The organism is Paraburkholderia phytofirmans (genome assembly GCF_046028095.1).
Classification (GTDB): Bacteria; Pseudomonadota; Gammaproteobacteria; order Burkholderiales; family Burkholderiaceae; genus Paraburkholderia; species Paraburkholderia phytofirmans_A.
Genome location: NZ_JAQQDJ010000002.1, coordinates 159224 through 180714 on the forward strand (window position 1 = coordinate 159224; position 21491 = coordinate 180714).

Here is a 21491-nt window from a genome sequence, read left to right on the forward strand (position 1 = left end):
TTAAACCTTGAACGGATGACGGAGCAGAATCGTTTCGTCGCGATCCGGACCGGTCGACACCATGTCGATCGGAATGCCCGCGACTTCCTGCACACGCGACAGATAAGCGCGCGCATTCGCGGGCAGCTTGTCCCATTCCTTGATGCCGACGGTGCTTTCCTTCCAGCCCGCGAAGGTCTCGTACACAGGCACGCAACGCGCGACTTCCGACGAGCCACGCGGCAGCAGGTCGACATTCTTGCCGTCGACCGTGTAGCCGACGCACAGCTTCACTTCGTCGAGACCGTCGAGCACGTCGAGCTTGGTCATGCACAGACCCGACACGCCGTTGATCTGGATCGAGCGGCGCAGCGCGGCGGCGTCGAGCCAGCCGGTGCGGCGCGGACGGCCGGTGACCGAACCGAATTCCTTGCCGACGGTAGCCAGTTCGAGGCCGATCGCTTCCTGACGGGCGGCGTTGTCCGCGTCGTACAGTTCGCTCGGGAACGGGCCCGAACCGACGCGCGTGCAGTATGCCTTGGTGATGCCGAGAATGTAGTTCAGCTTTTGCGGACCGACACCCGCGCCCGCCGTGGCAGCACCCGCCACGCAGTTGCTCGACGTGACGTACGGATACGTGCCGTGGTCGATGTCGAGCAGCGTGCCTTGCGCGCCTTCGAACAGCAGGTTGCTGCCGGCCGCGTTCGCGTCGTAGAGACGGCGCGACACGTCGGTGACCATGGGCTTCAGACGGTCGGCATAGCTGAGCATCGTGTCGAGCGTTTGCTGGAAGTCGACAGCGGCGACGCCCAGGTATTGCGTCAACACGAAGTTGTGATAGTCGAGATTTTCACGCAGACGTTCGGCGAAAGTTTCCGGCTCGAACAGGTCTTGTACGCGCAAACCGCGGCGCGCGACCTTGTCTTCGTAAGCCGGGCCGATGCCGCGACCGGTGGTGCCGATCTTGCCCGCGCCACGGCGCGCTTCGCGGCCCTGGTCGATGGCGATGTGATACGGCAGGATCAGGGTGGTGGCTTCAGAAATGAAGAGGCGATTCTGAACGTCGACTCCGGCGGCTTCGAGCTCGCCGATTTCCTTGAACAGTGCTTCCGGCGACAACACGACGCCATTGCCGATGTAGCACGCGACGCCGGGATGCATGATGCCCGACGGAATCAGACGCAAGATGGTTTTCTTGCCGCCGATGATAAGCGTGTGACCGGCATTGTGACCGCCCTGAAAGCGAACGACGCCTTGAGCGTGGTCCGTCAGCCAGTCGACGATCTTGCCCTTGCCTTCATCACCCCATTGGGTTCCCACGACGACGACGTTACGCCCGGGGTTCACATTCACTGCGCTGGCAGACATGTTGTTTCGTAAGCTGGTTAAAAACGTATTCTACCTATGTTCGCGGAACCTTCCGAATTTTTCCGTTTCCGCTCAACGGTATGCACGTTATGTTGGGTATTGTGAAAGTGGCGCGGCCGGTGGCCGCACCGCGGTTCAACGACACGTTCGATGCTGTCTGAGATGCCGTCTGAGACGCACTCAGGTCGGCCCTCGCACGGGTCTGCCGGAATGCGCTCAGGCGCGCGCTTCGACGACCCAATTGCCGTTGCGCTCGACCAACACGCGGTCGAATGCGAATTCGTCCAGATCGTGTTCGTGGCCGGGCAGCGCCTGTATCACGACTTCGCCGGCATCGCGCAACGCGGCGACGCTCACGCGCAGTGCTTCGTCGTGCTGCCACGGCGCGAGAATCGCGCTGCTGCGCGCTTCGACCGGCGAAATCCGCGCCACTTCGCGCAGATCGAGCGAAAAGCCGGTGGCCGCCCGCGCGCGGCCGTACGCCTGGCCCACGTGGTCGTAACGGCCGCCGCGCGCGACCGCGTTAGGCACGCCGTCCACATACGCCGAGAACATCACGCCGCTGTGGTAAGCATAGCCGCGCAGATCCGCGAGATCGATCATCACTTCGGCGCCGTCCACCTGGCTTGCGAGGAACGCGAGGTCGTCGAGCGCGCGGGCTATCGCCGGCGCGTTCGGCAAGCGTGCGCGGGCTTCGTCGAGCACCGAGGCGTCGCCGTACAGCGTGGGCAGCGCGCGCAAGGCGTCGCGGATCACCGGTGTCAGGTTCGCCGTCAATTCGACGAGACGCGGCACGTCCTTGCCCGCCAGCGCGTCGTACAGCGACTGCCCGAGTTCGGCCGCGGCCGGCTCGGCTTCGATCAGGGCCGCGAGCACACCCGCGTGGCACAGGTCGAGGCGCACTTTCGCGAGGCCGGCCAGACGCAGCGCGTCGAGCATCAGTTGCTGGATTTCCAGGTCCGCTTCGAGGCCCGCGTGACCGTAGATTTCCGCGCCGATCTGGATCTGCTCGCGCGTCGCATGCAGGCCGCGCGGACGCGTATGCGCGACGTTGCCCGCATAGCAAAGACGCGTCACGCCCTGGCGATTCAGCAGATGCGCGTCGATGCGCGCGACCTGCGGCGTGATGTCCGCGCGCAGACCGAGCGTGCGCCCGGACAGCTGATCGACCAGTTTGAAGGTCCGCAGATTCAGATCGTGTCCGCCGCCGGTCAGCAGCGACTCGATGTATTCGAGCAACGGCGGCATGACCATTTCGTAGCCGTACGAACGGAAACGGTCCAGCAAATGGCGCCGCAATTCTTCGATCTTGCGGGCTTCCGACGGCAGCACGTCGGCAATATTTTCGGGAAGTAACCAGGTCGACATCGATACAGTCCTACGACGTTGAACACGGCGGCTGGGTGCGCCGGTAAGTGAGAGTGAATGGCGGGCGGCGGCTCGATTTTGGCGGCCATCGCGGGCGTCCGGGTTGCTTGCAACCGCCGCATCCGGCTTTTGGCCACAGGGCGATGCACGGCGCGGCGTTCGGGGCACTGCGGACAATGACGGTGGGTCGCATCCGGCCGCAGCGATCACGCGTAATCGCGGGCGATCGCACGTGCCGCCAGACCGCGAGGCCGGCGGCAAACCAGGCCCCATCAAGTCACGATAAACAGCAGGATCAGCCCAAGCACCATCACGATCAGGCCGCCAATGCGAATCTGATGCGGCGGCCGTTCCGCTATTTTACGGAACGTGTCGCTCCAGGCGCTCGGAAAAACGAAGGGAAACATTCCCTCGATAATCAGCATCAACGCGATCGCGAGCAGTAACGAGCCGGCTATATCCATGCGAATTAAAGCGCCGCGATGCGGATGCCGCGGCGTTCCGGTTATCAGGGTTTGCGCGAGGCCGCGGGAGCGTCCGGGGCGGCGCCGCCGGTCGAGCTACGCATGAAGCGGAAGAACTCGTTGCTCGGATCGACCACGATCACGTCGCCCGGCTTGAAGGTGTTCTTGTACGCCTGCATGCTTTGATAGAACTGGTAGAACTGCGGGTCGCTGCCGTAAGCATCGGCGGCGATCTGCGCTGCCTTGGCATCGCCCTCGCCCTTGATGGTCTGCGCCTGACGATAACCGTCCGCGAGAATCGCCTGTTGCTGGCCGATCGCGTCCTGCCTGATCCTGTCGGCTTCGGCGGTGCCCTTCGCGCGTTCGTCGGCCGCGACCTGCTGGCGCGCGGCGATCATGCGCTTGTAGACGGAGTCCGCCATCGACGCGGGGAAATCGACGCGCGTCAACTGCACGTCGACCACCGACACGCCGAGCGATGCCGCCGCCTTGTCCATCGCGGCGCGCGCTTCGTCGGCGACGGCCTGTTGCCTCGCGAGCGCGTCGGCCAGCGTGACCTTCGCGAACGCATCGCCGAGCGCGCCGCGCGACAGCAACGCGAGCCGGTCCGGCAGGCTCTGCGCGTCGCCGCGGGTTTCGGCGAGCAGCTTGAGCGGATCGGTCACGCGATATTTGAGAACCGGGTTGGCCAGCAGATCGATTTTGTCGGACGTCACGTAGCGGTCTTCGTCCGGTGCGTCGAGCGACTGGATGCGGTTATCGACCAGCGTGACCGTTTGCAAGGGCGGCGGCAGTTTCACATGCAGACCGGGGCCGAGCAGGCTCGGCGCCTCGTCGCCATGCGAGGACAGCACGGCCATGTGGCGCTGATCGACGACGAACACCATCGACGAAGCGGCGAACAGCACGATGACGACAGCCACCACGAGCGCAATGATCTTGTTCATGAGGTGCGCTCCTTATTGAACGTCGTCTTCACGCATACGGCTGCGGAAGGAGTCGCGTGAACGCAGCGCGTCGCTGCCGGATGCGGCCTGGCTGGCCGGTGCCGCGGATGCGGCAGGCGCCGAGGCCGCAGCGCCGGTTGCGGAGGCAGACGGTGTAGACAAAGGCGACGCGGCACTGCTCGCCGCTTGCGGCACGGCAGCGGCCGTGGCGCCTGCCGCCGCACCTGAGGCGGCGGCAGCGTCGGCGACCCGCTGGCGAGTCTGCTCGACGAGCTTGTCGAGCGGCAGATACAGCACGTTGTTGCCGCTCTTACTGTCCACGTACACCTTGGTCGTATTCGAATAGATCTGCTGCATGGTGTCCAGGTATAAACGCTCGCGAACCACGGCGGGCGCTTTCGAGTACTGCGCGTAGACCTGCTTGAAGCGCTCGGCGTCGCCTTGCGCTTGCGCCACCGTCTTGTCGCTGTACGTTTTCGCTTCGTCGATCTGGCGAGCCACGTCGGCTTGCGCGCGCGGCAGAAGATCCGCGGCGTAGGCTTCGGCATCGCGCTTGGCGCGGTCGTTTTCCTGACGGACTTTGGCGGCGTCGTCGAAGGCGGCCTGCACCCGGTCGGGCACCTGCACGCCCTGGATCGTCACACCGGTCACGGCGAGGCCGGACTGATATTCATCCAGGGATTGCTGGATCGCCGCCATGAGTTGCTGGCGAATTGTTTCGCGATCCTGATAGAGGATGTCATTAGTGCTGCGCGCGCCGACGATGCTGCGCACCGCCGCCTGGGCAGCCTGCATCACGCCCTGATCGGGATCGACGCTGCGAAACAGATAATCGGTCGGCTTCTTCACCTGGTATTGCACGGCGAAGCGCACGTCGACGATGTCCGCGTCGTGCGTAAGCATCGACGCGTCTTTCACATTCGCGAGACGCACCACGTTGTTGCGGCCGACTTCCACCTGGCGGATCTGGCCGATATTGACGAGCTCATGCGCTTCGAACGGATACGGCAGACGCCAGTGCACGCCCTGTCCCGCCGTGTAGCGATACTTGCCGAACTGCATCACCACGCCGGCCTGGCCATCCTGCACGACGAACACGCCGCTGCCGAGATAAATGGCCAGCAGCACGCCGATCACGATGCCCACGCCGATACGCGCGCTACGACCGTTGTCGGGACGGCCGCCGCCCGCACCGCCGCCCTTGCGGCCGAACACCCGGCTCAAACGACGGTTGAAATCGCGCCACATCTCGTCGAGATCGGGCGGGCCTTCACCGTCTTTGCTCGGCGGACGCTTCGGCTCATTGGGACGCTGCCGGTCGCCATTGCCGTCTCCCCGGCCCCAGCGCGGATCGTTCAGTGACAGCATGGCGCGCATGCGCAGCCAGATACTCCGCTCGTTGTAATCGTTCACCTGTGTTCGTTCACCAGAGTAGACAGCGGGTCAGTGCAATTGGAACGGGTCAGTGCCCGAGTTCTGAGACCTTATGGTCGTCGCGTGGTGCTGCCGACCGGTCTTCTTCCGAGAGATCGACCAGCGTTTCGGGAAGAGGTTCGGCAGTAGCGATTTCAGCGATGGCAGCGCGCAGTGTGTCCAGCCCTTGCCCCGTGCGCGCGCTCAAAAAGACGCGCGAAATATTACCATACTCGTCCCTTTCAACCGCGTCCCCGCGGGCCGCCAACTCCGGCACCGCGTCGATCTTGTTGAAGACCAGCACCTGGCGGATCGTGTCTGCACCGATTGCGTGCAATACCTCGTTCACCTGATCGATCTGGTCCAGGCGCACCGCGCTCGACGCATCGACCACGTGCAGCAGCAGGTCGGCGTGAATGGTTTCCTCGAGCGTGGCGCGAAACGCCGCCACCAGTTGGTGAGGCAGTTCGCGGATGAAGCCGACCGTATCCGACACCACCACCTGCCCCGCTTCGTCGCCGAGATAGACGCGCCGCGAGGTGGTATCGAGCGTCGCGAACAACTGGTCGGCGGCGTACGCCTGAGCCTTGGTGAGCGCGTTGAAGAGCGTGGACTTGCCCGCGTTCGTGTAACCGACCAGCGACACCGACATGGTCTGATTGCGGCTGCGCGCGCGGCGCTGCGTGCCGTGCTGACGACGCAGTTTCTCGAGCCGCGTCTTGAGCGCCTTGATGCGCTCGCCGATCAAACGACGGTCGGTTTCGAGCTGCGTTTCGCCAGGGCCGCGCAAACCGATACCGCCTTTTTGCCGCTCCAGGTGGGTCCATGCGCGGATTAGCCGCGTCGACAGATACTGCAGTTGCGCGAGCTCCACCTGCAGCTTGCCTTCATGGCTGCGGGCGCGTTGCGCAAAAATGTCGAGGATCAGACTGGTGCGATCGATCACGCGCCGATTAAGCGCTTGCTCCAGATTGCGCTGCTGCGCAGGCGCCAGAGCGTGATTGAAAATGACGAGTTCGATGTCGTTCGCCTCACACGCAAGACGCAGTTCTTCGGCCTTGCCGCTGCCGACGAACATCTTGGCATCGGGACTGGACCGGCGCCCGGTGAGGGTGACTATGGGATTCGCGCCCGCGCTTTGCGCGAGCAGGCTGAGTTCTTCTAGACTGGCTTCGAAATCGATCTTACCGAAGTCGATGCCGACAAGCGCTGCATTGATCAAATTGGAGGGTATCAAAATGAGGCGGCCGGAAGTAATCGCCAACGGGCGACGTTACGCCGGCCGCGACGGGGGTTAGGACTGTTCAGAATCCGGGTGGAAATTCACCGGACGGGCTGGCACGACTGTCGAGATTGCGTGCTTGTAGACCATCTGGGTGACCGTATTCCGGAGCAACACGACGTACTGGTCGAACGATTCGATGTTCCCTTGAAGCTTGATGCCGTTGACCAGGTAGATCGACACCGGCACATGCTCTTTACGCAGTGCGTTCAAAAACGGGTCTTGTAACAATTGCCCTTTGTTGCTCATAGCAAACTCCGTATTTTTTTGCAGGTTGACTTAATTGACGAGGAAGAAAAAGAGATCCACCGTCAACCGCTACACTATAGCCGATTTTCATTTTTGCGCGGGAGGCCTGGCCAGGCGGCCAAAGCCAGCACACACGCGGGTTTCAGCCGGAAATTAGCCTTTATCCGCGTAAGGGTTCGTCGACGATCTGAACTCTATGCGCAATGGAGTCCCAGTCAGCTTGAAAGTTTCCCGGAAGCGGTTTTCCAGATAGCGTTTGTACGTTTCGGTGATCGCGTCGAGCGCATTGCCGTGAATCACGATGATCGGCGGATTCTGTCCGCCCTGGTGCGCGTAACGCAGTTTCGGGCGCACCGGACCGCGTCGGCGCGGTTGCTGGAATTCGACGGCATCGATCAGCGCGCGTGTGAGCTTCGGTGTCGGCAGCTTGGCCATGGCGGCTGCGTAGGCGTCGTCGACCGAACGCATCAACGGGCCGATTCCGGTTTTTTCCGCGGCGGAAATGAAATGGAATTTGGCGAAGTCGAGAAATTTTAGTTTGCGCTCGAGGTCCGCTTTGGTGCGGTCGCGCACATGCGGATCGAGACCGTCCCACTTGTTCACGCCCACCACCAGCGCACGGCCCTGCTCCACCACGAAGCCGGCAATGTGCGCGTCCTGCTCCGAAATGTCCTGGCGCGCGTCGAGCAGCAGGATCACGACGTTGGCGTCGGAGATCGACTGCAGCGTTTTCACCACCGAGAATTTCTCGATCGCTTCGAACACCTTGCCGCGGCGGCGCAAACCGGCCGTGTCGATCAGCGTGTACGGCTTGCCGCCGCGTTCGAAATCCACGTAGATCGAATCGCGCGTGGTGCCCGGCATGTCGAACGCGATCACGCGCTCTTCGCCCACCAACGCGTTGATCAAGGTCGACTTGCCGACATTCGGACGGCCGACGATCGCGATCTTCACGCCGCGCGTTTCTTTCTCTTCGTCGCTTTCTTCCGGCTGGCCGGCGTAGGCGACTTCGAGCGCCTCGTTGATCATTTCGGTGACGCCGTCGCCATGCGCCGCGGAAATCGCGCGCGGGTCGCCGAGGCCGAGTTCGTAGAAGTCGGCGGCGACGTTGCTGTACTTCATGCCCTCCGCCTTGTTGACGACCAGGAAGATCGGCCGACCGACCTTGCGCAGATAGTCGGCGATCGACTTGTCCTGCGGCGCGAGCCCATTGCGGCCGTCGACGATGAACACGACGATGTCCGATTCCTCGACCGCCTGGCGGGTTTGACGCGCCATCTCGTGCAGGATGCCGTCTTTCGCGACCGGTTCGAAACCGCCGGTGTCGACGACCAGATACGGCCGGTCGCCGGCGCGCCCCTCGCCGTAATGGCGATCGCGGGTGAGACCGGGGAGGTCGGCAACTAGCGCGTCACGCGTGCGCGTGAGACGGTTGAACAGCGTGGATTTCCCCACATTGGGGCGCCCAACCAGGGCAATAACGGGTTTCATCAGATGTTGTTCACGGTGAAACGCGGGATCGAAATCGACCGGCCGCGTAGCGACGCCATGCGGCCGCTACACGGCAGCGTTTGACGAAAATTATCACGAATTCGGCCAGCCCCGGATGTGCTGTCAATATGCACGTCCGGGCGGACGGGGGTTTGGCTGTATGGGCGACGCCAGCTGGCCGCCAGATTCAGTCTTTACTGCTCGACGGCTCGCACGCCGGTTCGAATACGATTCTCTGCGGTATTGGCGAAGATGCCGCCGAGGGTGGTGCCGCAAGCACTCACCGATGGCCACGTGGGCCGTACGCCATGTCTGATCCGACTCGCCGGACCAGCCAGTCCGGCGTAATTCTTCTACTTACTCTGCCCTGCAACTTCAACTCAAACTAGCACTTACGAAAACGCGTGCGGCCGGCAAAGCCGGCCTGCACGCCAGACGGCGATTGCCGCGCGCGATTAGCGCGGGCGGTAGCCGTACAGGTCGCCGTCGTGCGTGAGCACCACCAGCGTTTCGCCGGCGAGTACCGGCGCTGCCGTAATCGGGCTGCCGTCGGTCTTCACGCGCGCGACGAGCGTGCCGTCGTCGCGGGACAGGAAGTGCACGTAACCCTGATAGTCGCCCAGCACCGCGGCGTGACCCAGAATGAACGGCACGCTCAGGTCGCGGTTCTTCAGCTTGTCGTTCTTCCACAGCGGCGCGCCGCTGTTGGTGTCGAACGCCGACACCACCGACCAGTCGTCCGCGGCGACCACGGCGCGCTCATCCTGCGCCAGACCGCTCGTGCTCGAGAACGCCTTCTCCCACACGGCACGGCCCGAATTCGCGTCGAAACAGCCAATCTGGCCCTGGAACGTCACCGCGCAGGTTTCCGAACCGACCAGCGTGGGCGGACCGGTCACGTCGTTGATCCGCTCCACTTCCGTCACACCCTTTGGATAGGACACCGGCGTTTGCCAGTAGTTGTCGCCCGTCTGCACGTTGATCGCGGCAAACGCGCCGCCGGGGAAACCGGCCAGCACGGCTGCGTCGCCCGCGAACGTCATGCCCGACGACACGCGCAGATTGAGCGGCACAGCGCGATTGCGGTAGTTCCACTTCTGCTCGCCGGTTTGCGCGTTGAACGCGGTGATCTGGCCGTCGACCGTACGCACCACCACGAGGCCGTTGCCGACGAGCGGCGGCGAGATGATTTCGCCCGGCGCCTTGGCGGTCCAGAGTTGCTTGCCATCCGCGCCGAGCACGTAGACGTCGCCCTTCAGGCCGCCGACTGCTGTCAACGTGCCGTCGCTGCCGACGCCTGCCGAGAGGTCGTCGTGCAGCTTGACGCGCCAGACGTCCTGACCGGTCTGCGCGTCGATCTTCGCAACCGAACCGTTCGCGCCGGCCGCGTACACCGCATTGCCGACCGCGACCGGCGAGAACAGGTAACGCCCTGCCTTACCGACGCTTGCCTTCCAGGCCTGCTGCACGTCGAGCACGGGTTTGAACTCGGTGAGCGGCGTGGGCACGCGGCGCTCGTCTTTCGTGGATGAGCAAGCCGCCATGGTGAGCACGGTCATCGCACAGGCAACGGGCACAGCGTAACGTTTCAGCAGATTCATCGGTGGACGAAGCATTCAGGAAATTAGTTAAAAGAGACCGGTTGGTCGTTGCATGCGGCGCGGACTGTTGCGCTCATATGCGGCGATCAGCCGCCCAGCGCGTCCAGCTTGAACTGAATCAACTGGCGTGCGGAGCTATCGTTTTTCGACAGCGAGTCGAGCGCGAGCTTGTAGGCCGCGCGTGCGTCGTCACGCTTGCCTTGAGCGGCGAGCAGATCGCCGCGGCCGTTCGCCACGATGCCTTTGAACGCGTCGGACTGCGGTTCGGCGAGCAATGCGAGGCCCTGATCGTAAGCCTTGTCGTCGAGCAGCAGCGAAGCGAGACGCAGCTTGGCGATCTGCTTGAACTCGTCATCTTTCGCGTGATCGATGGTCCATTGCAGTTGCGCCTTCGCGGCGGCTTCGTCGCCCGCGGCGTAGAGCGCCTTGGCGGCGCCCAGCGCGGTCATCTGCGCATACGCGGTGCGGCTGAACTTGTCTTCCATGTCGGTGGCGACGCGCGTGATCTTCGCCTTGTCGCCCGACGCCACGGCTTGCTGCACCTGGTCATACAACACAGCAGCCTCAGCCGCCTGGCGCCGTTGCCAGAAATTCCAGCCGTTCCAGCCGGCCGCGGCCACCAGCGCCACCAGCACGATCCATGTGGTTGCATTGCCCCACTGCGTCCACCATGCCTTCAGACTTTCAATCGATTCTTGTTCGTCGTGGTAACTCATTGCCCGGCGATTTCCTCTTTCTTGCTACGTGTGCGTGTCGAACCCGATTGGCACCCAACCGGCTCGACGACATCGCGATCAGTCGTCGCCGTCTTCGGCGGTTGCAACCATCGCATTGATTAGAAATTCGGTCAAGTCTTCGGCCGGCACGTTTTGTTGCTCGTTTTTACCGCCGTTAGCATTTGTATCGCGCAGCGGTTTCACGCCGACCGTGCCGTTGGCAATCTCGTCTTCGCCGAGCACCACGGCAAAGGCCGCGCCGCTTGCGTCGGCACGCTTCATCTGGGATTTGAAGCTGGCCGATTGACCGTCGGCGCTGCAATGCAGGATCACGTCGAGGCCGGTGTCACGCAGACGCTCGGCGATGATGAAGGCCTGCTCGCGTGCAGCGTCGCCTTGATGGACCACGTACACGTCGCAACCTTCGTCTTCCGGCACGAGTTGTTCTTCCTTCAGCAATTCGAGGATCCGCTCAATGCCCATTGCCCAGCCGCATGCCGCCGTGGGCTTGCCGCCGAGCTGTTCGATCAGCGGATCGTAACGGCCGCCGGCCGCCACGGTGCCTTGCGCGCCCAGCTTGTCGGTCACCCATTCGAACACGGTCAGATTGTAGTAATCGAGGCCGCGCACGAGACGCGGATTGATCGTGAACGGGATGTTGTTCGCCTTCAGAATGCGCTGCAAACCCTCGAAGTGCGCGCGCGATTCCTCGCCGAGAAAATCGATCAGCTTGGGCGCGTTCTGCGCGACTTCCTGCATGGCCGGATTCTTCGTGTCCAGCACGCGCAACGGGTTCGTGTAGAGCCGGCGTTTCGCTTCCTCGTCGAGCACGTCCATGTGTTTTTCGAGGTGCGCGATCAACTCGACGCGATGCGCCGCGCGTTCTTCCGCGAGGCCCAGCGAGTTGATTTCGAGCTTGATGCCCATCAGCCCGAGGTCGTCCCACAGACGCTGGCACATCATGATGATTTCAGCGTCGGCGTCCGGACCGGCAAAGCCGAGCGCTTCCACGCCGACCTGATGAAACTGGCGATAACGGCCGCGCTGCGGACGCTCGTGACGGAACATCGGGCCGATGTACCACAGGCGTTTCGGACCGTCGTACAGCATGTTGTGTTCGATCGCCGCGCGCACCACCGCTGCCGTGTTTTCCGGGCGCATGGTCAGGTTTTCACCGTTCAACGCGTCGGTAAAGCTGTACATCTCTTTCTCGACGATGTCGGTCACTTCACCGATACCGCGCTTGAACAGCTGCGTATGCTCGACGATCGGCGTGCGAATATTCTGGTATCCGTACGAACGCAGCATCGACTTGACGGTCGTTTCGAAAAATTCCCACAGCCCGGCTTCCTGCGGAAGGATGTCGTTCATGCCCTTCACGCCGGAGAGCTTTTCGAGCTTTTTCTTCTGTTCAGTCATCTGTATTTCGAGAGCCGATATTTAGTTGGCTACCGTGGCGCGGCCATAGCTGCGCTCGACGTAGTCACTCACGATTTGCTGGAATTCTTGCGCGATGTTATCGCCGCGCAGCGTCTTGACCTTCTCGCCGTCGATGAACACCGGCGCGGCCGGGTTCTCGCCCGAGCCCGGCAGGCTGATGCCGATGTTGGCCTGCTTCGACTCGCCCGGACCGTTGACGATGCAGCCCATCACCGCGACGTGCATCTTCTCGACGCCAGGATATTGATCGCGCCACACCGGCATCTGCGTGCGCAGATAAGTCTGGATTTGCGACGCGAGTTCCTGGAACAACGTGCTGGTGGTACGGCCGCAACCCGGGCACGCGATCACCATCGGCGTGAACGAGCGCAGACCCATGGTCTGCAAAATTTCCTGGCCGACGATCACTTCGCCGGTGCGCGAGGCGCCCGGTTCCGGCGTGAGCGAAATGCGGATCGTGTCGCCGATGCCCTGCTGCAACAGCACCGACAACGCCGCGGTCGACGCAACGATGCCCTTCGAACCCATGCCCGCCTCGGTCAAGCCGAGATGCAGCGCGAAGTCGCAACGACGCGCGAGTTCACGGTACACGGCGATCAGATCCTGCACGCCGCTGACCTTGCACGACAGAATGATCTGATTGCGCGACAAACCGAGTTCGACCGCCCGCTCCGCCGAGCCGATCGCCGACTGGATTAGCGCTTCGTACATGACGCTTTGCGCTTCCCACGGCGTGGAACGCGCGGCGTTCTCGTCCATCATCTTCGCGAGCAGGTCCTGATCGAGACTGCCCCAGTTGACGCCGATGCGCACCGGTTTGTCGTACTTCGCCGCCGCTTCGATCATCTGCGCGAATTGCGTGTCGCGTTTCGCGCCGTGGCCGACGTTGCCCGGGTTGATGCGGTACTTCGACAACGATTCCGCGCATGCAGGATAGTCGCGCAGCAGCAGATGGCCGTTGTAGTGGAAGTCGCCCACGAGCGGCACCGACACGCCCATGCGGTCGAGCTGCTCGCGCACGGCCGGCACGGCTGCGGCCGCTTCCGGCGTGTTTACCGTGATACGCACCAGTTCCGAGCCGGCTTGCGCCAGTTCCTTGATCTGGATCGCGGTGCCGATGGCGTCCGCGGTGTCGGTGTTGGTCATCGACTGGATGCGCACGGGTGCGTCGCCGCCGATGGTAACGAGCTGGCCGCCCCACCGGACGTCGACCGCGTGCGACTTGCGCCGCGGTGCGTGGCCGCCGAACACCGGCTCGTTGGAAACGATCTTGCTACTGGATTGGGATTGAGCTTCGGATTGCATCGAAAAACCCATTTACGCCGCATGCGCCACACAAAAGACGTCGCGCCTGAATTGAAAAAGCGCCGCGGACCGGTTGGCCGCGGCGCATACCGTATCTGTCAAGGCAGCGCGAAACGCGCCACGTTGCCTTTGGCCGCCGCATATTTCGACGGATCGACCGGCTGGCCATCGAGCGTCAGCGAGTCGAGGCCGGCCCTGTTGCCGAGCGTGACCTTGAACGGCGCTTCGCCCGTTACTGCCTTGGTATCGCCTGCGTGCACGAGGCCGGAGAAGACTTCCTTGCCATCTTTGCCACGCACGCTGAACCAGCTGTCCTGTTTTACGCTCAACGCAACGATCGACTGACCTGCAGCCGGCGCAACCGTAGCCGCCGGTGCGCTCGCGCCCGGCGCCGTTGCCACTGCCGGTGCTTGCGAGCCCGTCTTGGGCGCGGCCGTCATTGCCGTGACTGCCGGCGCCGACGAAGGCGCCGCACCAGTGGCGAGCGGCGCGGGCATCGGCGTAGCCGACGCTGCATTCTCCGCTGCCGCCTGCGTGTCCGTCGCTGAAGCAGCCTCTTCCGCGGTCGCTTCCGAACCTGCCGATTGACCCTGTGCCACCGCGCCCGATGCGCCGGTCGCGCCGCCAGTGGCACCATTCGCGCTCGCTTTCAAGCGCGCCAGCCAGGCCGACGAATCGCCGCCATTGGTATGCCACATGCCGAGCGCGATCACCGCGACGATCACCGCCGCCACGCCCCACAACCACGAGCGGCTCTTTTGCCCGCTGCCACCCAGCGAGAGCGATACCTTGCCGCGCGGCAAATCTCTACCCGACGACGCCGGCATTGACAGATCCGGCGCAGGCACACCCTTTTCGCGGCGCAGTGCCGCCGTGAACAGCGTGGGATCCGCACCGAGCATTTTCGCGTAGCTGCGCACCACGCCGAGCGCGAAGGTCGTATCCGGCAAGTGACTGATGTCGCCCGATTCGAGTGCGCGCAACTTGATGACGGACACTTTCAAACGCGCCGACACGTCGTCGATCGTCCAACCTTTCGATTCACGCAACTGGGTCAAGCGCGCGCCAACCGCCGCCAACGAATCCATGCCCGGCTGCACAACAGGCTGCACCGCCGCCCGTGCGACCGGCGCCGGATGGCCTTCGTTCGTGTCTGTGTCCTGCGGCTGCGGGTGCTGCGGCTCACTCATCCCAAATCCTTTCGCGTCGATTCTTTTTCACTCGTGCAACCCGGACGGGTTCAAGCCTCACGTCCGAATCGCAGACCGTTTATAACAAAATGTGCGGCCTTGTGCGCCGCTTCCGATCGCTTCTGCAAACTTTCTTTTCAATCGACGCCGGCACACCAGGTTGTCGCGCGTTCGCGGAGCTTTCTCCGAACGCCGACGCCCTGCCGTCCCCGCGCGATTACACGGCGCGAACCTCGATCACCTTGGCTGCCTTCCCGGTGCGCTCAGCGAGGCGGGTGCGGTCTTTCACCGCGCCGGCCAGCTGACCGCAGGCAGCGTCGATATCATCGCCGCGTGTCTTACGCACCGTGGTGACGACGCCCGCGTCCATCAACACTTGTGCAAACCGCTTGATCTGTTCCGATTTCGAGCGGACGAGGCCCGATTCGGGGAACGGATTGAACGGAATCAGGTTGAACTTGCACGGCACGTCGCGCGTGACCGCCAGCAATTCGCGCGCTTGCGCTTCGCTGTCGTTCACGCCGTCGAGCATGCAATATTCAAATGTAATGAAGTCGCGCGGCGCGACCTTCAGATAGCGCTGGCAAGCCGCCATCAGTTCGCGCAGCGGATACTTCTTGTTCAGCGGCACCAGCATGTCGCGCAGCGGGTCGCTAGGCGCATGCAAGGAGACCGCGAGCGCCACGGGCAGATCGGCGCCGAGCCGGTCCATCATGGGCACGACGCCCGAAGTGGACAGCGTGACACGGCGGCGCGACAGGCCGTAGGCGTTGTCGTCGAGCATCAGGCGCATGGCCGGCACGACCGCGTCGTAATTGAGCAGCGGCTCGCCCATGCCCATCATCACGACGTTCGTGACGACCCGATCGCCTTTACCGTCGCCGCCTGTGGCGCGGCCACCGTCACCGCCGGCGCGCGACGCGCGCAGCGCAAACTCAGCCATGCGCAATTGGCCGATGATTTCGCCGGTGGTGAGATTGCGGGAGAAACCCTGTTTGCCGGTGGAACAGAAACGGCAGTTGACCGCGCACCCGGCCTGCGACGACACGCACAGCGTGCCACGCGTTTCTTCGGGAATGTAGACGGTTTCAACCGCGTTGCTGTTGCCGACGTCGATCAGCCACTTGCGTGTGCCGTCGGTAGAAATATTGTCGCTGACGATGCCCGGCATCGAGATCGTGGCGCGCCCCTTGAGCTTTTCGCGCAAGGACTTCGCGAGATCGGTCATGCCGTCGAAGTCGGCAGCGTTGTACTGGTGAATCCAGCGCTGCAATTGCTTGGCGCGAAACGGCTTCTCGCCCAGGCTGTCGCAGTAGGCGACAAGCCCTTGGGCGTCGAGGTCGAGAAGGTTGACGGTGGGACTGCTCGTCATATCGAATCCTGCCATTTCAGTGCGAGACTACGTTCATGCAACAAGCTGCATGAACGCAATGCCGTTCGCGCCCATTCCTGCTGCTTTTACCTTACTACTTTGCCGGGCGATTCGTGCGATAAAACCAGTCGGCTGCACGAACCGCGCAAGGCAAGTTCTGCTTAACGCGAGTAGACGTTCACTTGCGGGAAGAAGAACGCGATTTCGACTGCTGCGGTTTCAGCGGCGTCCGAACCGTGCACTGCGTTCGCGTCGATGCTGTCGGCGAAGTCGGCGCGGATCGTACCCTTTTCCGCCTTCTTCGGGTCCGTTGCACCCATCAGATCGCGGTGCTTCAGAATGGCGTTTTCGCCTTCCAGCGCTTGCACGACGACCGGGCCCGAGATCATGAAATCGACCAGGTCCTTGAAGAACGGACGTGCGGCGTGCACAGCGTAGAACTTCTCCGCGTCGGCGCGCGACAGGTGAACCATGCGCGAAGCCACGATCTTCAGACCAGCGTTTTCGAAACGGCTGTAGATCTGGCCGATCACGTTCTTGGCCACTGCGTCCGGCTTGATAATCGACAGGGTGCGTTCGATCGCCATAAAAACTCCAAAAAATTAAGAGGTTACAGATTCAAATGAATCCGCTATTGTAGCATGTTCCCGTGTATGATTGCGATTGAACCCTTACAGTGTTGAAAGACTCCAAGCAGGAGTTTCCGATTACTGGTAGCGTAGCCGTGTGGGTATTTTCAGGGCATTGAAACTCCCTGCCCGCGCGCCAATCTTAGGGATGAGAGCGCCGCGGCCGGCGGCAGGAAATCCCACCGGCGCTGCACGACTCGCTACAACCGCTTTAACCCGCATCACAACCATACGCAACACGCTTCTGAGGTAAGGAGAGACCATGAACGATCATCCGTATAGCTTTGGCCGCAATGGCGCGGTCAGCACGGTCGAAACGCGTAACCGCGTGCTACGGAACACCTACTGGCTGCTCGCGCTGTCCATGATTCCGACAGTGCTGGGCGCGTGGGTGGGCCTTACCACCGGCTTCTCGCTGTTCGCCGCCACGAGTCCCGCCATGAGCATGCTGGCGTTCTTCGCGATCGCCTTCGGCTTCATGTTCGCCATCCAGAAGACCAAAGACAGCGCGGCCGGCGTGTTCGTGCTACTCGGCTTCACGTTCTTCATGGGCCTGATGCTGTCGCGCATCCTGAGCTTCGTGCTCGGTTTTTCGAACGGCCCGTCGCTGATCATGCTCGCCTTCGGTGGCACTGGTGTGATCTTCGCGTCGATGGCAACCATCGCCACGGTCAGCAAGCGTGACTTTTCGGGTCTCGGCAAGTGGCTGTTCATGGGCGTGATCGTGCTGCTGCTCGCGTCGGTCGCGAACGTGTTCCTGCATCTGCCAGCGCTGATGCTCACGGTGTCGGTCATGGCCATCGTCATCTTCTCGGCCTACATGCTGTTCGACGTTCAGCGCGTCGTGAACGGCGGTGAAACGAATTACATCACCGCCACGCTCGCGATTTACCTGGATCTGTACAACGTGTTCGTCAATCTGCTGGCGCTGCTCGGCATCTTCGGCGGCAATCGCAACTAAGCCTGATTCGGGGCGCGGCGTTCGAAACGCGCCGCCCTGAAAGACAAAGCCCATAACGAGCGATCGTTATGGGCTTTTTTCATGAGTGAATCAAACACTCAGCCACGCAAACCCCTCATCCTGCGAAGCCACCACCACTTCCGTCGGCGCCGCGCCCAGCACACCGGCCATCGCCGCCTGCGCCAATTCAGGCAGATTGTTCTGCTGGCTCAGATGCGCGGCAACCAGATGGCGTAATCGCGAACGGTCGAGCGAAGCGAGAATTTCAGCCGCCGCGTCGTTGTTCAAATGCCCGTGATTGCCGCCGATGCGCGCCTTCAGCGACTGCGGATAGCGGCTGCCCGCCAGCATCCGCACGTCGTGATTGCATTCGAGCACCAGCGCGTCGCAACCGCTCAGCACCGAGCTGATATGCGGCGTGGACGTGCCGACATCCGTCAGCACGCCAAGCCGGCTCGCGCCGTTCGAGAGCACGTATTGCAGCGGCTCGCGGGCGTCGTGCGGAACGGTATAAGGAAGAATGCTGAGGTCGCCGACCGCGACCGCTTCGTCGCCCCACAGCACCTGCAGGTCGACGTCGGCCTCGTCGGCGCCCACCGCGCGGGCGGTGCCCCAGCTCATGTACAGCGGAATCGACCACTTGCGCGCCAGCGTCAACGCGCTGCCAATGTGGTCGCTATGCTCATGTGTAATCAGAATCGCGTCGAGACCTTCGACGCTCGCGCCGAGCCGCGTCAGACGCCGCTCGACTTCCTTGGCGGAAAAACCGCAGTCGAGCAGCACGCGCGTGGTGGTCGCGCCGCTTTGCGCTTCCACCAGCAACGCATTGCCTTCACTGCCGCTACCGAGACTGGCAAACCTCACGGTCCGCTTAATTCAGTTGCGCATGCAGCAGCGTCACGATGCGCTGCGCATCCGACGAATTGTCGACCTGCCCGTTCGCCGTCAGCACCGCCACCTGCGTTACCGTGTCGCCCTTCGAGCGAACGTTGACGAGGAATTCCTGGCTCGGCTTCTTCGACGAATTGCCGCTGTAGAACAGCTTGCCGAGCAGGCCTTCTTTTTTGAGCTCCTGCATCGAGTCCGCATAGCGCACGTAGTAGATGCCCTTCGCGCGATCGCGGTTGTCGACCGTGAAGTTGGTGCGGTCGAGCGCGAGGCCCACGCGCAGCCATGCGCGGTCGAACGACTCCGGCAGGTCGAGCGTGGATGCGCCCGCGCTCTGGTCGATCGTGGCCGGCGCGACAGCTGTACGCGCGTCGGTCAGCAGCTGCTTCGATTGCGCTTCGGTCAGGCCGAACTTCTGCATAAGCTTGGTGAGGAACAGCGCCTCGAGCGCCGGATCGCGCGGGCGCTCTTCCCAACGCGACGACGTCTTGTCCTGCCCCGTCAACACTTCTTCCATGGCGCTGTGCGTGATGGAGATGTCGGTCGTGTCGCCCGGCGCACGCGATACGAGCGTGCGGAAGCTGTCACGCGTGCCAGACGAATACGCGAAGTCGATGACCTTGCCGACCGTGCGGCGGAACCAGTCGTCCGGAATGTTGGCGCGGTTTTCAGCCCAGTCGGTCGTCATGATGCCGGTGGCCGGCGCGTCGGTCTTCAGCGCGAAGCCGTTTTCCTGCCAGAACTCCTGCAACTGCGGCCAGAGCTGATCCGGCGTGCGGCCGTCGACGACCAGCCAGCGGCGATCGCCGTCACGTTCGATATGCATGCCGAGCGGATCCTGCGCGTTCGGCTGGCCTTCGGTCGTATTGCCGGCGGCCGTCACCGCGCGCGTCTGCGCGCCGCCCAACGCCAGATTGGCCGGCGGCGCGACATAGCGCTCGTCGGTCTTGGTGGTGCTCAAATCGTTCGGAACGGCCAGCGGCGGCGCGCTGCCCGCGCCCTTGTAGTTGACGCGGTCGGAAGCAAACCAGTCGTTCAGCGTGTCACAGCCGGCGAGCGTCGTGAGGGCAAGCGCCAGCGCCGCCATGCGGGTTGCGTGGAGGGAAAGTGCGGAACGTTTCATGAGGTCCTTCGTGATGCTGGAACGCGGTGCCTTGGTTCTGTGTGCCGGGAACGTGGGCTGGATCGACGTCGGTTAAGGGAGTGCCGGTGGCAGGCTTTGGTTGGCGCTGTGGGTGCCGCGGACGCTGTCCGCCTACCCCAGCAGGCCCGCTTCGCGCAGCGCGCCGCGCACTACTTCGTGGTATTGCGCGTCGAGCGGCGTGAGCGGCAGGCGGATTCCGCCCTGCACACGACCCAGTTGCTGCAGTGCCCATTTGGCCGGAATCGGATTCGATTCGATGAACAGGTTCTTATGCAGCGACAGGAGTTTCAGATGAATTTCACGCGCGGTCTTCGCGTCTGCAGCCAGGGCGGCCTTGCAGAGCTCGCTCATGGCGCGCGGCGCGACGTTGGCGGTGACCGAAATATTGCCGTGGCCGCCGAGCAGCATCAGCGCGATCGCGGTGGGATCGTCGCCGCTGTAGATGCCGAAATGCGCGGGCGCGGACTTGATCAGATGCGCGGCGCGATCGATATTGCCGGTCGCTTCCTTCACACCGATGATGCCCGGCACCTGCGCACAACGCAGAATGGTTTCGTTGCTCATGTCAGCAACGGTGCGACCCGGCACGTTGTACAGAATCACCGGCAGATCGACGGTTTCCGCAATCTTCGCGAAGTGGCGGTAGATGCCTTCCTGCGTCGGCTTGTTGTAGTACGGCACGACCTGAAGCGTGGCGTCCGCGCCGACTTCTTTGGCCTGCTGGGTGAGTTCGATGGCTTCCGTCGTGGAGTTGCCGCCCGAGCCCGCGATCACCGGAATCCGGCCCGCTGTGTGCTCGACCGCGGTCTTGACCATCAGCACGTGTTCTTCGACCGACAGCGTGGCCGACTCGCCGCTCGTGCCGACCACGACGAGAGCGTTCGTGCCCTCCGCGATGTGCCAGTCGATCAGTTTGCGAAACGCCGGCAGATCGAGGCCGCCGTCTTCGAGCATCGGGGTGATGATGGCGGGAATGCTGCCGCGAATCTGAACACTGTCGTTGCTGCCGAGCTTGCTGCTTTGGTTGCCGTTAGTCATGAAACGCCATGAATTTGATCAGGTAAACCGCGATTGTAGCGGATTAGCCAGCCAACTCGTAACAAGGCGGAGATGCCGCCTGCGCGGGGTCGTCTGAGCGCTCCGCCTCCAGAATTGCGCAGATCCGCTGGACGTAGGCGGGGCGCGGCTGCGCGAGAAAACCGTCCTGAAAAGCGACCACCCGGAGCTGGCCGCGCACCCGGTCGAGAAGCTCGCCGGGCGCCAGCAGAAACGCCGGATTAGAGGGTTTGCCGATGCTTTCGTTTCCTTGCGCGAAGGTCTCGTAAACCAGTACGCCGCCGGGCGCGAGCGCGCGCAAAAGCTGCGGAAAGAGCGGGCGGTGCAGATAGTTCGTCACTACGACGGCGGCGAATTTTGCGTCGGCGGGCACCGGCCACGCGGTGCCTTCGAGGTCGGCTTGCAGCGCAGTGATTAGCGGCTCACCGCGCAGCACGTCGAGCGCCGCTGCGTCGCGGTCGATGGCGGTCACCGGATGCCCTAGCGATGCGAAGAAACGCGCATGCCGCCCTGCCCCGCACGCGACATCGAGCACAGCACCACCCTTGGTAACCAGATGAGCCCAATCGCGCACCCACGGCGACGGCTCGCCCAAGCCATGCACGGCGCAGGTAGCGGAAGTACTCAT

The 21491-nt window shown here is 63.1% G+C and carries 20 protein-coding genes; 1 reads left to right on the top strand and 19 read right to left on the bottom strand.

Annotated elements, in window-relative coordinates:
- From PQR54_RS05220 to ndk, 15 genes are all read right to left on the bottom strand, one after another.
- Positions 1 to 1347 carry an adenylosuccinate synthase gene (locus PQR54_RS05220; RefSeq protein ID WP_408244373.1) on the bottom strand — a complete coding sequence of 449 codons (1347 nt, stop codon included), beginning with the start codon at positions 1345 to 1347 and terminating at the stop codon, positions 1 to 3.
- Positions 1348 to 1563: 216 nt separating this feature from the next.
- Entirely contained in the window at positions 1564 to 2715 is a 1152-nt protein-coding gene (locus tag PQR54_RS05225; protein WP_408244374.1) for an ATP phosphoribosyltransferase regulatory subunit, read from the bottom strand.
- 272 nt (positions 2716 to 2987) lie between these two features.
- Complete coding sequence (locus PQR54_RS05230; protein ID WP_408244375.1) at positions 2988 to 3179, bottom strand: DUF2065 domain-containing protein; 192 nt, start codon at positions 3177 to 3179, stop codon at positions 2988 to 2990.
- A 44-nt stretch (positions 3180 to 3223) separates the two neighbouring features.
- The gene (hflC, locus tag PQR54_RS05235) at positions 3224 to 4126 is read right to left on the bottom strand and encodes a protease modulator HflC (RefSeq protein WP_408244376.1); all 903 of its coding nucleotides are present in this window, start codon (positions 4124 to 4126) and stop codon (positions 3224 to 3226) included.
- 12 nt (positions 4127 to 4138) lie between these two features.
- The gene (gene hflK / locus PQR54_RS05240) at positions 4139 to 5539 is read right to left on the bottom strand and encodes an FtsH protease activity modulator HflK (RefSeq protein ID WP_408244377.1); all 1401 of its coding nucleotides are present in this window, start codon (positions 5537 to 5539) and stop codon (positions 4139 to 4141) included.
- Positions 5540 to 5588: 49 nt separating this feature from the next.
- Complete coding sequence (hflX, locus tag PQR54_RS05245; protein WP_408244378.1) at positions 5589 to 6803, bottom strand: GTPase HflX; 1215 nt, start codon at positions 6801 to 6803, stop codon at positions 5589 to 5591.
- A gap of 30 nt (positions 6804 to 6833) precedes the next feature.
- Complete coding sequence (gene hfq / locus PQR54_RS05250; RefSeq protein ID WP_006051315.1) at positions 6834 to 7070, bottom strand: RNA chaperone Hfq; 237 nt, start codon at positions 7068 to 7070, stop codon at positions 6834 to 6836.
- Positions 7071 to 7223: 153 nt separating this feature from the next.
- Positions 7224 to 8561 (bottom strand): ribosome biogenesis GTPase Der, encoded by a 1338-nt coding sequence (der, locus tag PQR54_RS05255; protein WP_408244379.1) that lies wholly within the window; start codon positions 8559 to 8561, stop codon positions 7224 to 7226.
- 455 nt (positions 8562 to 9016) lie between these two features.
- The gene (gene bamB, locus PQR54_RS05260) at positions 9017 to 10162 is read right to left on the bottom strand and encodes an outer membrane protein assembly factor BamB (protein WP_408244380.1); all 1146 of its coding nucleotides are present in this window, start codon (positions 10160 to 10162) and stop codon (positions 9017 to 9019) included.
- Between the two features lie 86 nt (positions 10163 to 10248).
- Positions 10249 to 10878, bottom strand: coding sequence for a YfgM family protein (locus PQR54_RS05265; protein WP_012433528.1), 630 nt, complete (start codon positions 10876 to 10878; stop codon positions 10249 to 10251).
- A gap of 78 nt (positions 10879 to 10956) precedes the next feature.
- The gene (gene hisS, locus PQR54_RS05270; protein WP_408244381.1) at positions 10957 to 12297 is read right to left on the bottom strand and encodes a histidine--tRNA ligase; all 1341 of its coding nucleotides are present in this window, start codon (positions 12295 to 12297) and stop codon (positions 10957 to 10959) included.
- A 21-nt stretch (positions 12298 to 12318) separates the two neighbouring features.
- Positions 12319 to 13635 carry a flavodoxin-dependent (E)-4-hydroxy-3-methylbut-2-enyl-diphosphate synthase gene (gene ispG / locus PQR54_RS05275; RefSeq protein WP_408244382.1) on the bottom strand — a complete coding sequence of 439 codons (1317 nt, stop codon included), beginning with the start codon at positions 13633 to 13635 and terminating at the stop codon, positions 12319 to 12321.
- An 86-nt stretch (positions 13636 to 13721) separates the two neighbouring features.
- Complete coding sequence (locus PQR54_RS05280; RefSeq protein ID WP_408244383.1) at positions 13722 to 14813, bottom strand: helix-turn-helix domain-containing protein; 1092 nt, start codon at positions 14811 to 14813, stop codon at positions 13722 to 13724.
- Between the two features lie 217 nt (positions 14814 to 15030).
- Entirely contained in the window at positions 15031 to 16185 is a 1155-nt protein-coding gene (gene rlmN / locus PQR54_RS05285; protein WP_408244384.1) for a dual-specificity RNA methyltransferase RlmN, read from the bottom strand.
- A gap of 161 nt (positions 16186 to 16346) precedes the next feature.
- The gene (gene ndk / locus PQR54_RS05290; protein ID WP_012433533.1) at positions 16347 to 16772 is read right to left on the bottom strand and encodes a nucleoside-diphosphate kinase; all 426 of its coding nucleotides are present in this window, start codon (positions 16770 to 16772) and stop codon (positions 16347 to 16349) included.
- Positions 16773 to 17076: 304 nt separating this feature from the next.
- On the opposite strand from ndk, the gene PQR54_RS05295 reads away from it, so the two are divergent.
- Positions 17077 to 17775, top strand: a complete 699-nt coding sequence (locus PQR54_RS05295) for a Bax inhibitor-1/YccA family protein (RefSeq protein ID WP_012433534.1) — start codon at positions 17077 to 17079, stop codon at positions 17773 to 17775.
- Positions 17776 to 17865: 90 nt separating this feature from the next.
- On the opposite strand, the gene PQR54_RS05300 is transcribed toward PQR54_RS05295, so the two are convergent.
- The 4 genes from PQR54_RS05300 to PQR54_RS05315 all read right to left on the bottom strand — a co-directional run bounded on the left by PQR54_RS05300 (position 17866) and on the right by PQR54_RS05315 (position 21491).
- Positions 17866 to 18639 carry an MBL fold metallo-hydrolase gene (locus tag PQR54_RS05300; RefSeq protein ID WP_408244385.1) on the bottom strand — a complete coding sequence of 258 codons (774 nt, stop codon included), beginning with the start codon at positions 18637 to 18639 and terminating at the stop codon, positions 17866 to 17868.
- A gap of 7 nt (positions 18640 to 18646) precedes the next feature.
- Complete coding sequence (gene bamC, locus PQR54_RS05305) at positions 18647 to 19786, bottom strand: NlpB/DapX family lipoprotein (protein ID WP_408244386.1); 1140 nt, start codon at positions 19784 to 19786, stop codon at positions 18647 to 18649.
- A gap of 132 nt (positions 19787 to 19918) precedes the next feature.
- Positions 19919 to 20845: a 4-hydroxy-tetrahydrodipicolinate synthase gene (gene dapA, locus PQR54_RS05310; protein ID WP_408244387.1), complete on the bottom strand. Its 927-nt coding sequence runs from the start codon at positions 20843 to 20845 to the stop codon at positions 19919 to 19921.
- A gap of 43 nt (positions 20846 to 20888) precedes the next feature.
- A complete protein-coding gene (locus PQR54_RS05315; protein WP_408244388.1) occupies positions 20889 to 21491 on the bottom strand; it encodes a class I SAM-dependent methyltransferase in 603 nt (200 codons plus the stop codon).

Coding starts and splice junctions, on each gene's coding strand:
- PQR54_RS05220 (WP_408244373.1), bottom strand. CDS start 1,347: ATGTCTGCCAGCGCAGTGAATGTGAACCCCGGGCGTAACGTCGTCGTC.
- PQR54_RS05225 (WP_408244374.1), bottom strand. CDS start 2,715: ATGTCGACCTGGTTACTTCCCGAAAATATTGCCGACGTGCTGCCGTCG.
- PQR54_RS05230 (WP_408244375.1), bottom strand. CDS start 3,179: ATGGATATAGCCGGCTCGTTACTGCTCGCGATCGCGTTGATGCTGATT.
- hflC (WP_408244376.1), bottom strand. CDS start 4,126: ATGAACAAGATCATTGCGCTCGTGGTGGCTGTCGTCATCGTGCTGTTC.
- hfq (WP_006051315.1), bottom strand. CDS start 7,070: ATGAGCAACAAAGGGCAATTGTTACAAGACCCGTTTTTGAACGCACTG.
- der (WP_408244379.1), bottom strand. CDS start 8,561: ATGAAACCCGTTATTGCCCTGGTTGGGCGCCCCAATGTGGGGAAATCC.
- bamB (WP_408244380.1), bottom strand. CDS start 10,162: ATGAATCTGCTGAAACGTTACGCTGTGCCCGTTGCCTGTGCGATGACC.
- PQR54_RS05265 (WP_012433528.1), bottom strand. CDS start 10,878: ATGAGTTACCACGACGAACAAGAATCGATTGAAAGTCTGAAGGCATGG.
- hisS (WP_408244381.1), bottom strand. CDS start 12,297: ATGACTGAACAGAAGAAAAAGCTCGAAAAGCTCTCCGGCGTGAAGGGC.
- ispG (WP_408244382.1), bottom strand. CDS start 13,635: ATGGGTTTTTCGATGCAATCCGAAGCTCAATCCCAATCCAGTAGCAAG.
- PQR54_RS05280 (WP_408244383.1), bottom strand. CDS start 14,813: ATGAGTGAGCCGCAGCACCCGCAGCCGCAGGACACAGACACGAACGAA.
- rlmN (WP_408244384.1), bottom strand. CDS start 16,185: ATGACGAGCAGTCCCACCGTCAACCTTCTCGACCTCGACGCCCAAGGG.
- ndk (WP_012433533.1), bottom strand. CDS start 16,772: ATGGCGATCGAACGCACCCTGTCGATTATCAAGCCGGACGCAGTGGCC.
- PQR54_RS05295 (WP_012433534.1), top strand. CDS start 17,077: ATGAACGATCATCCGTATAGCTTTGGCCGCAATGGCGCGGTCAGCACG.
- bamC (WP_408244386.1), bottom strand. CDS start 19,786: ATGAAACGTTCCGCACTTTCCCTCCACGCAACCCGCATGGCGGCGCTG.
- dapA (WP_408244387.1), bottom strand. CDS start 20,845: ATGACTAACGGCAACCAAAGCAGCAAGCTCGGCAGCAACGACAGTGTT.
- PQR54_RS05315 (WP_408244388.1), bottom strand. CDS start 21,491: ATGAGTACTTCCGCTACCTGCGCCGTGCATGGCTTGGGCGAGCCGTCG.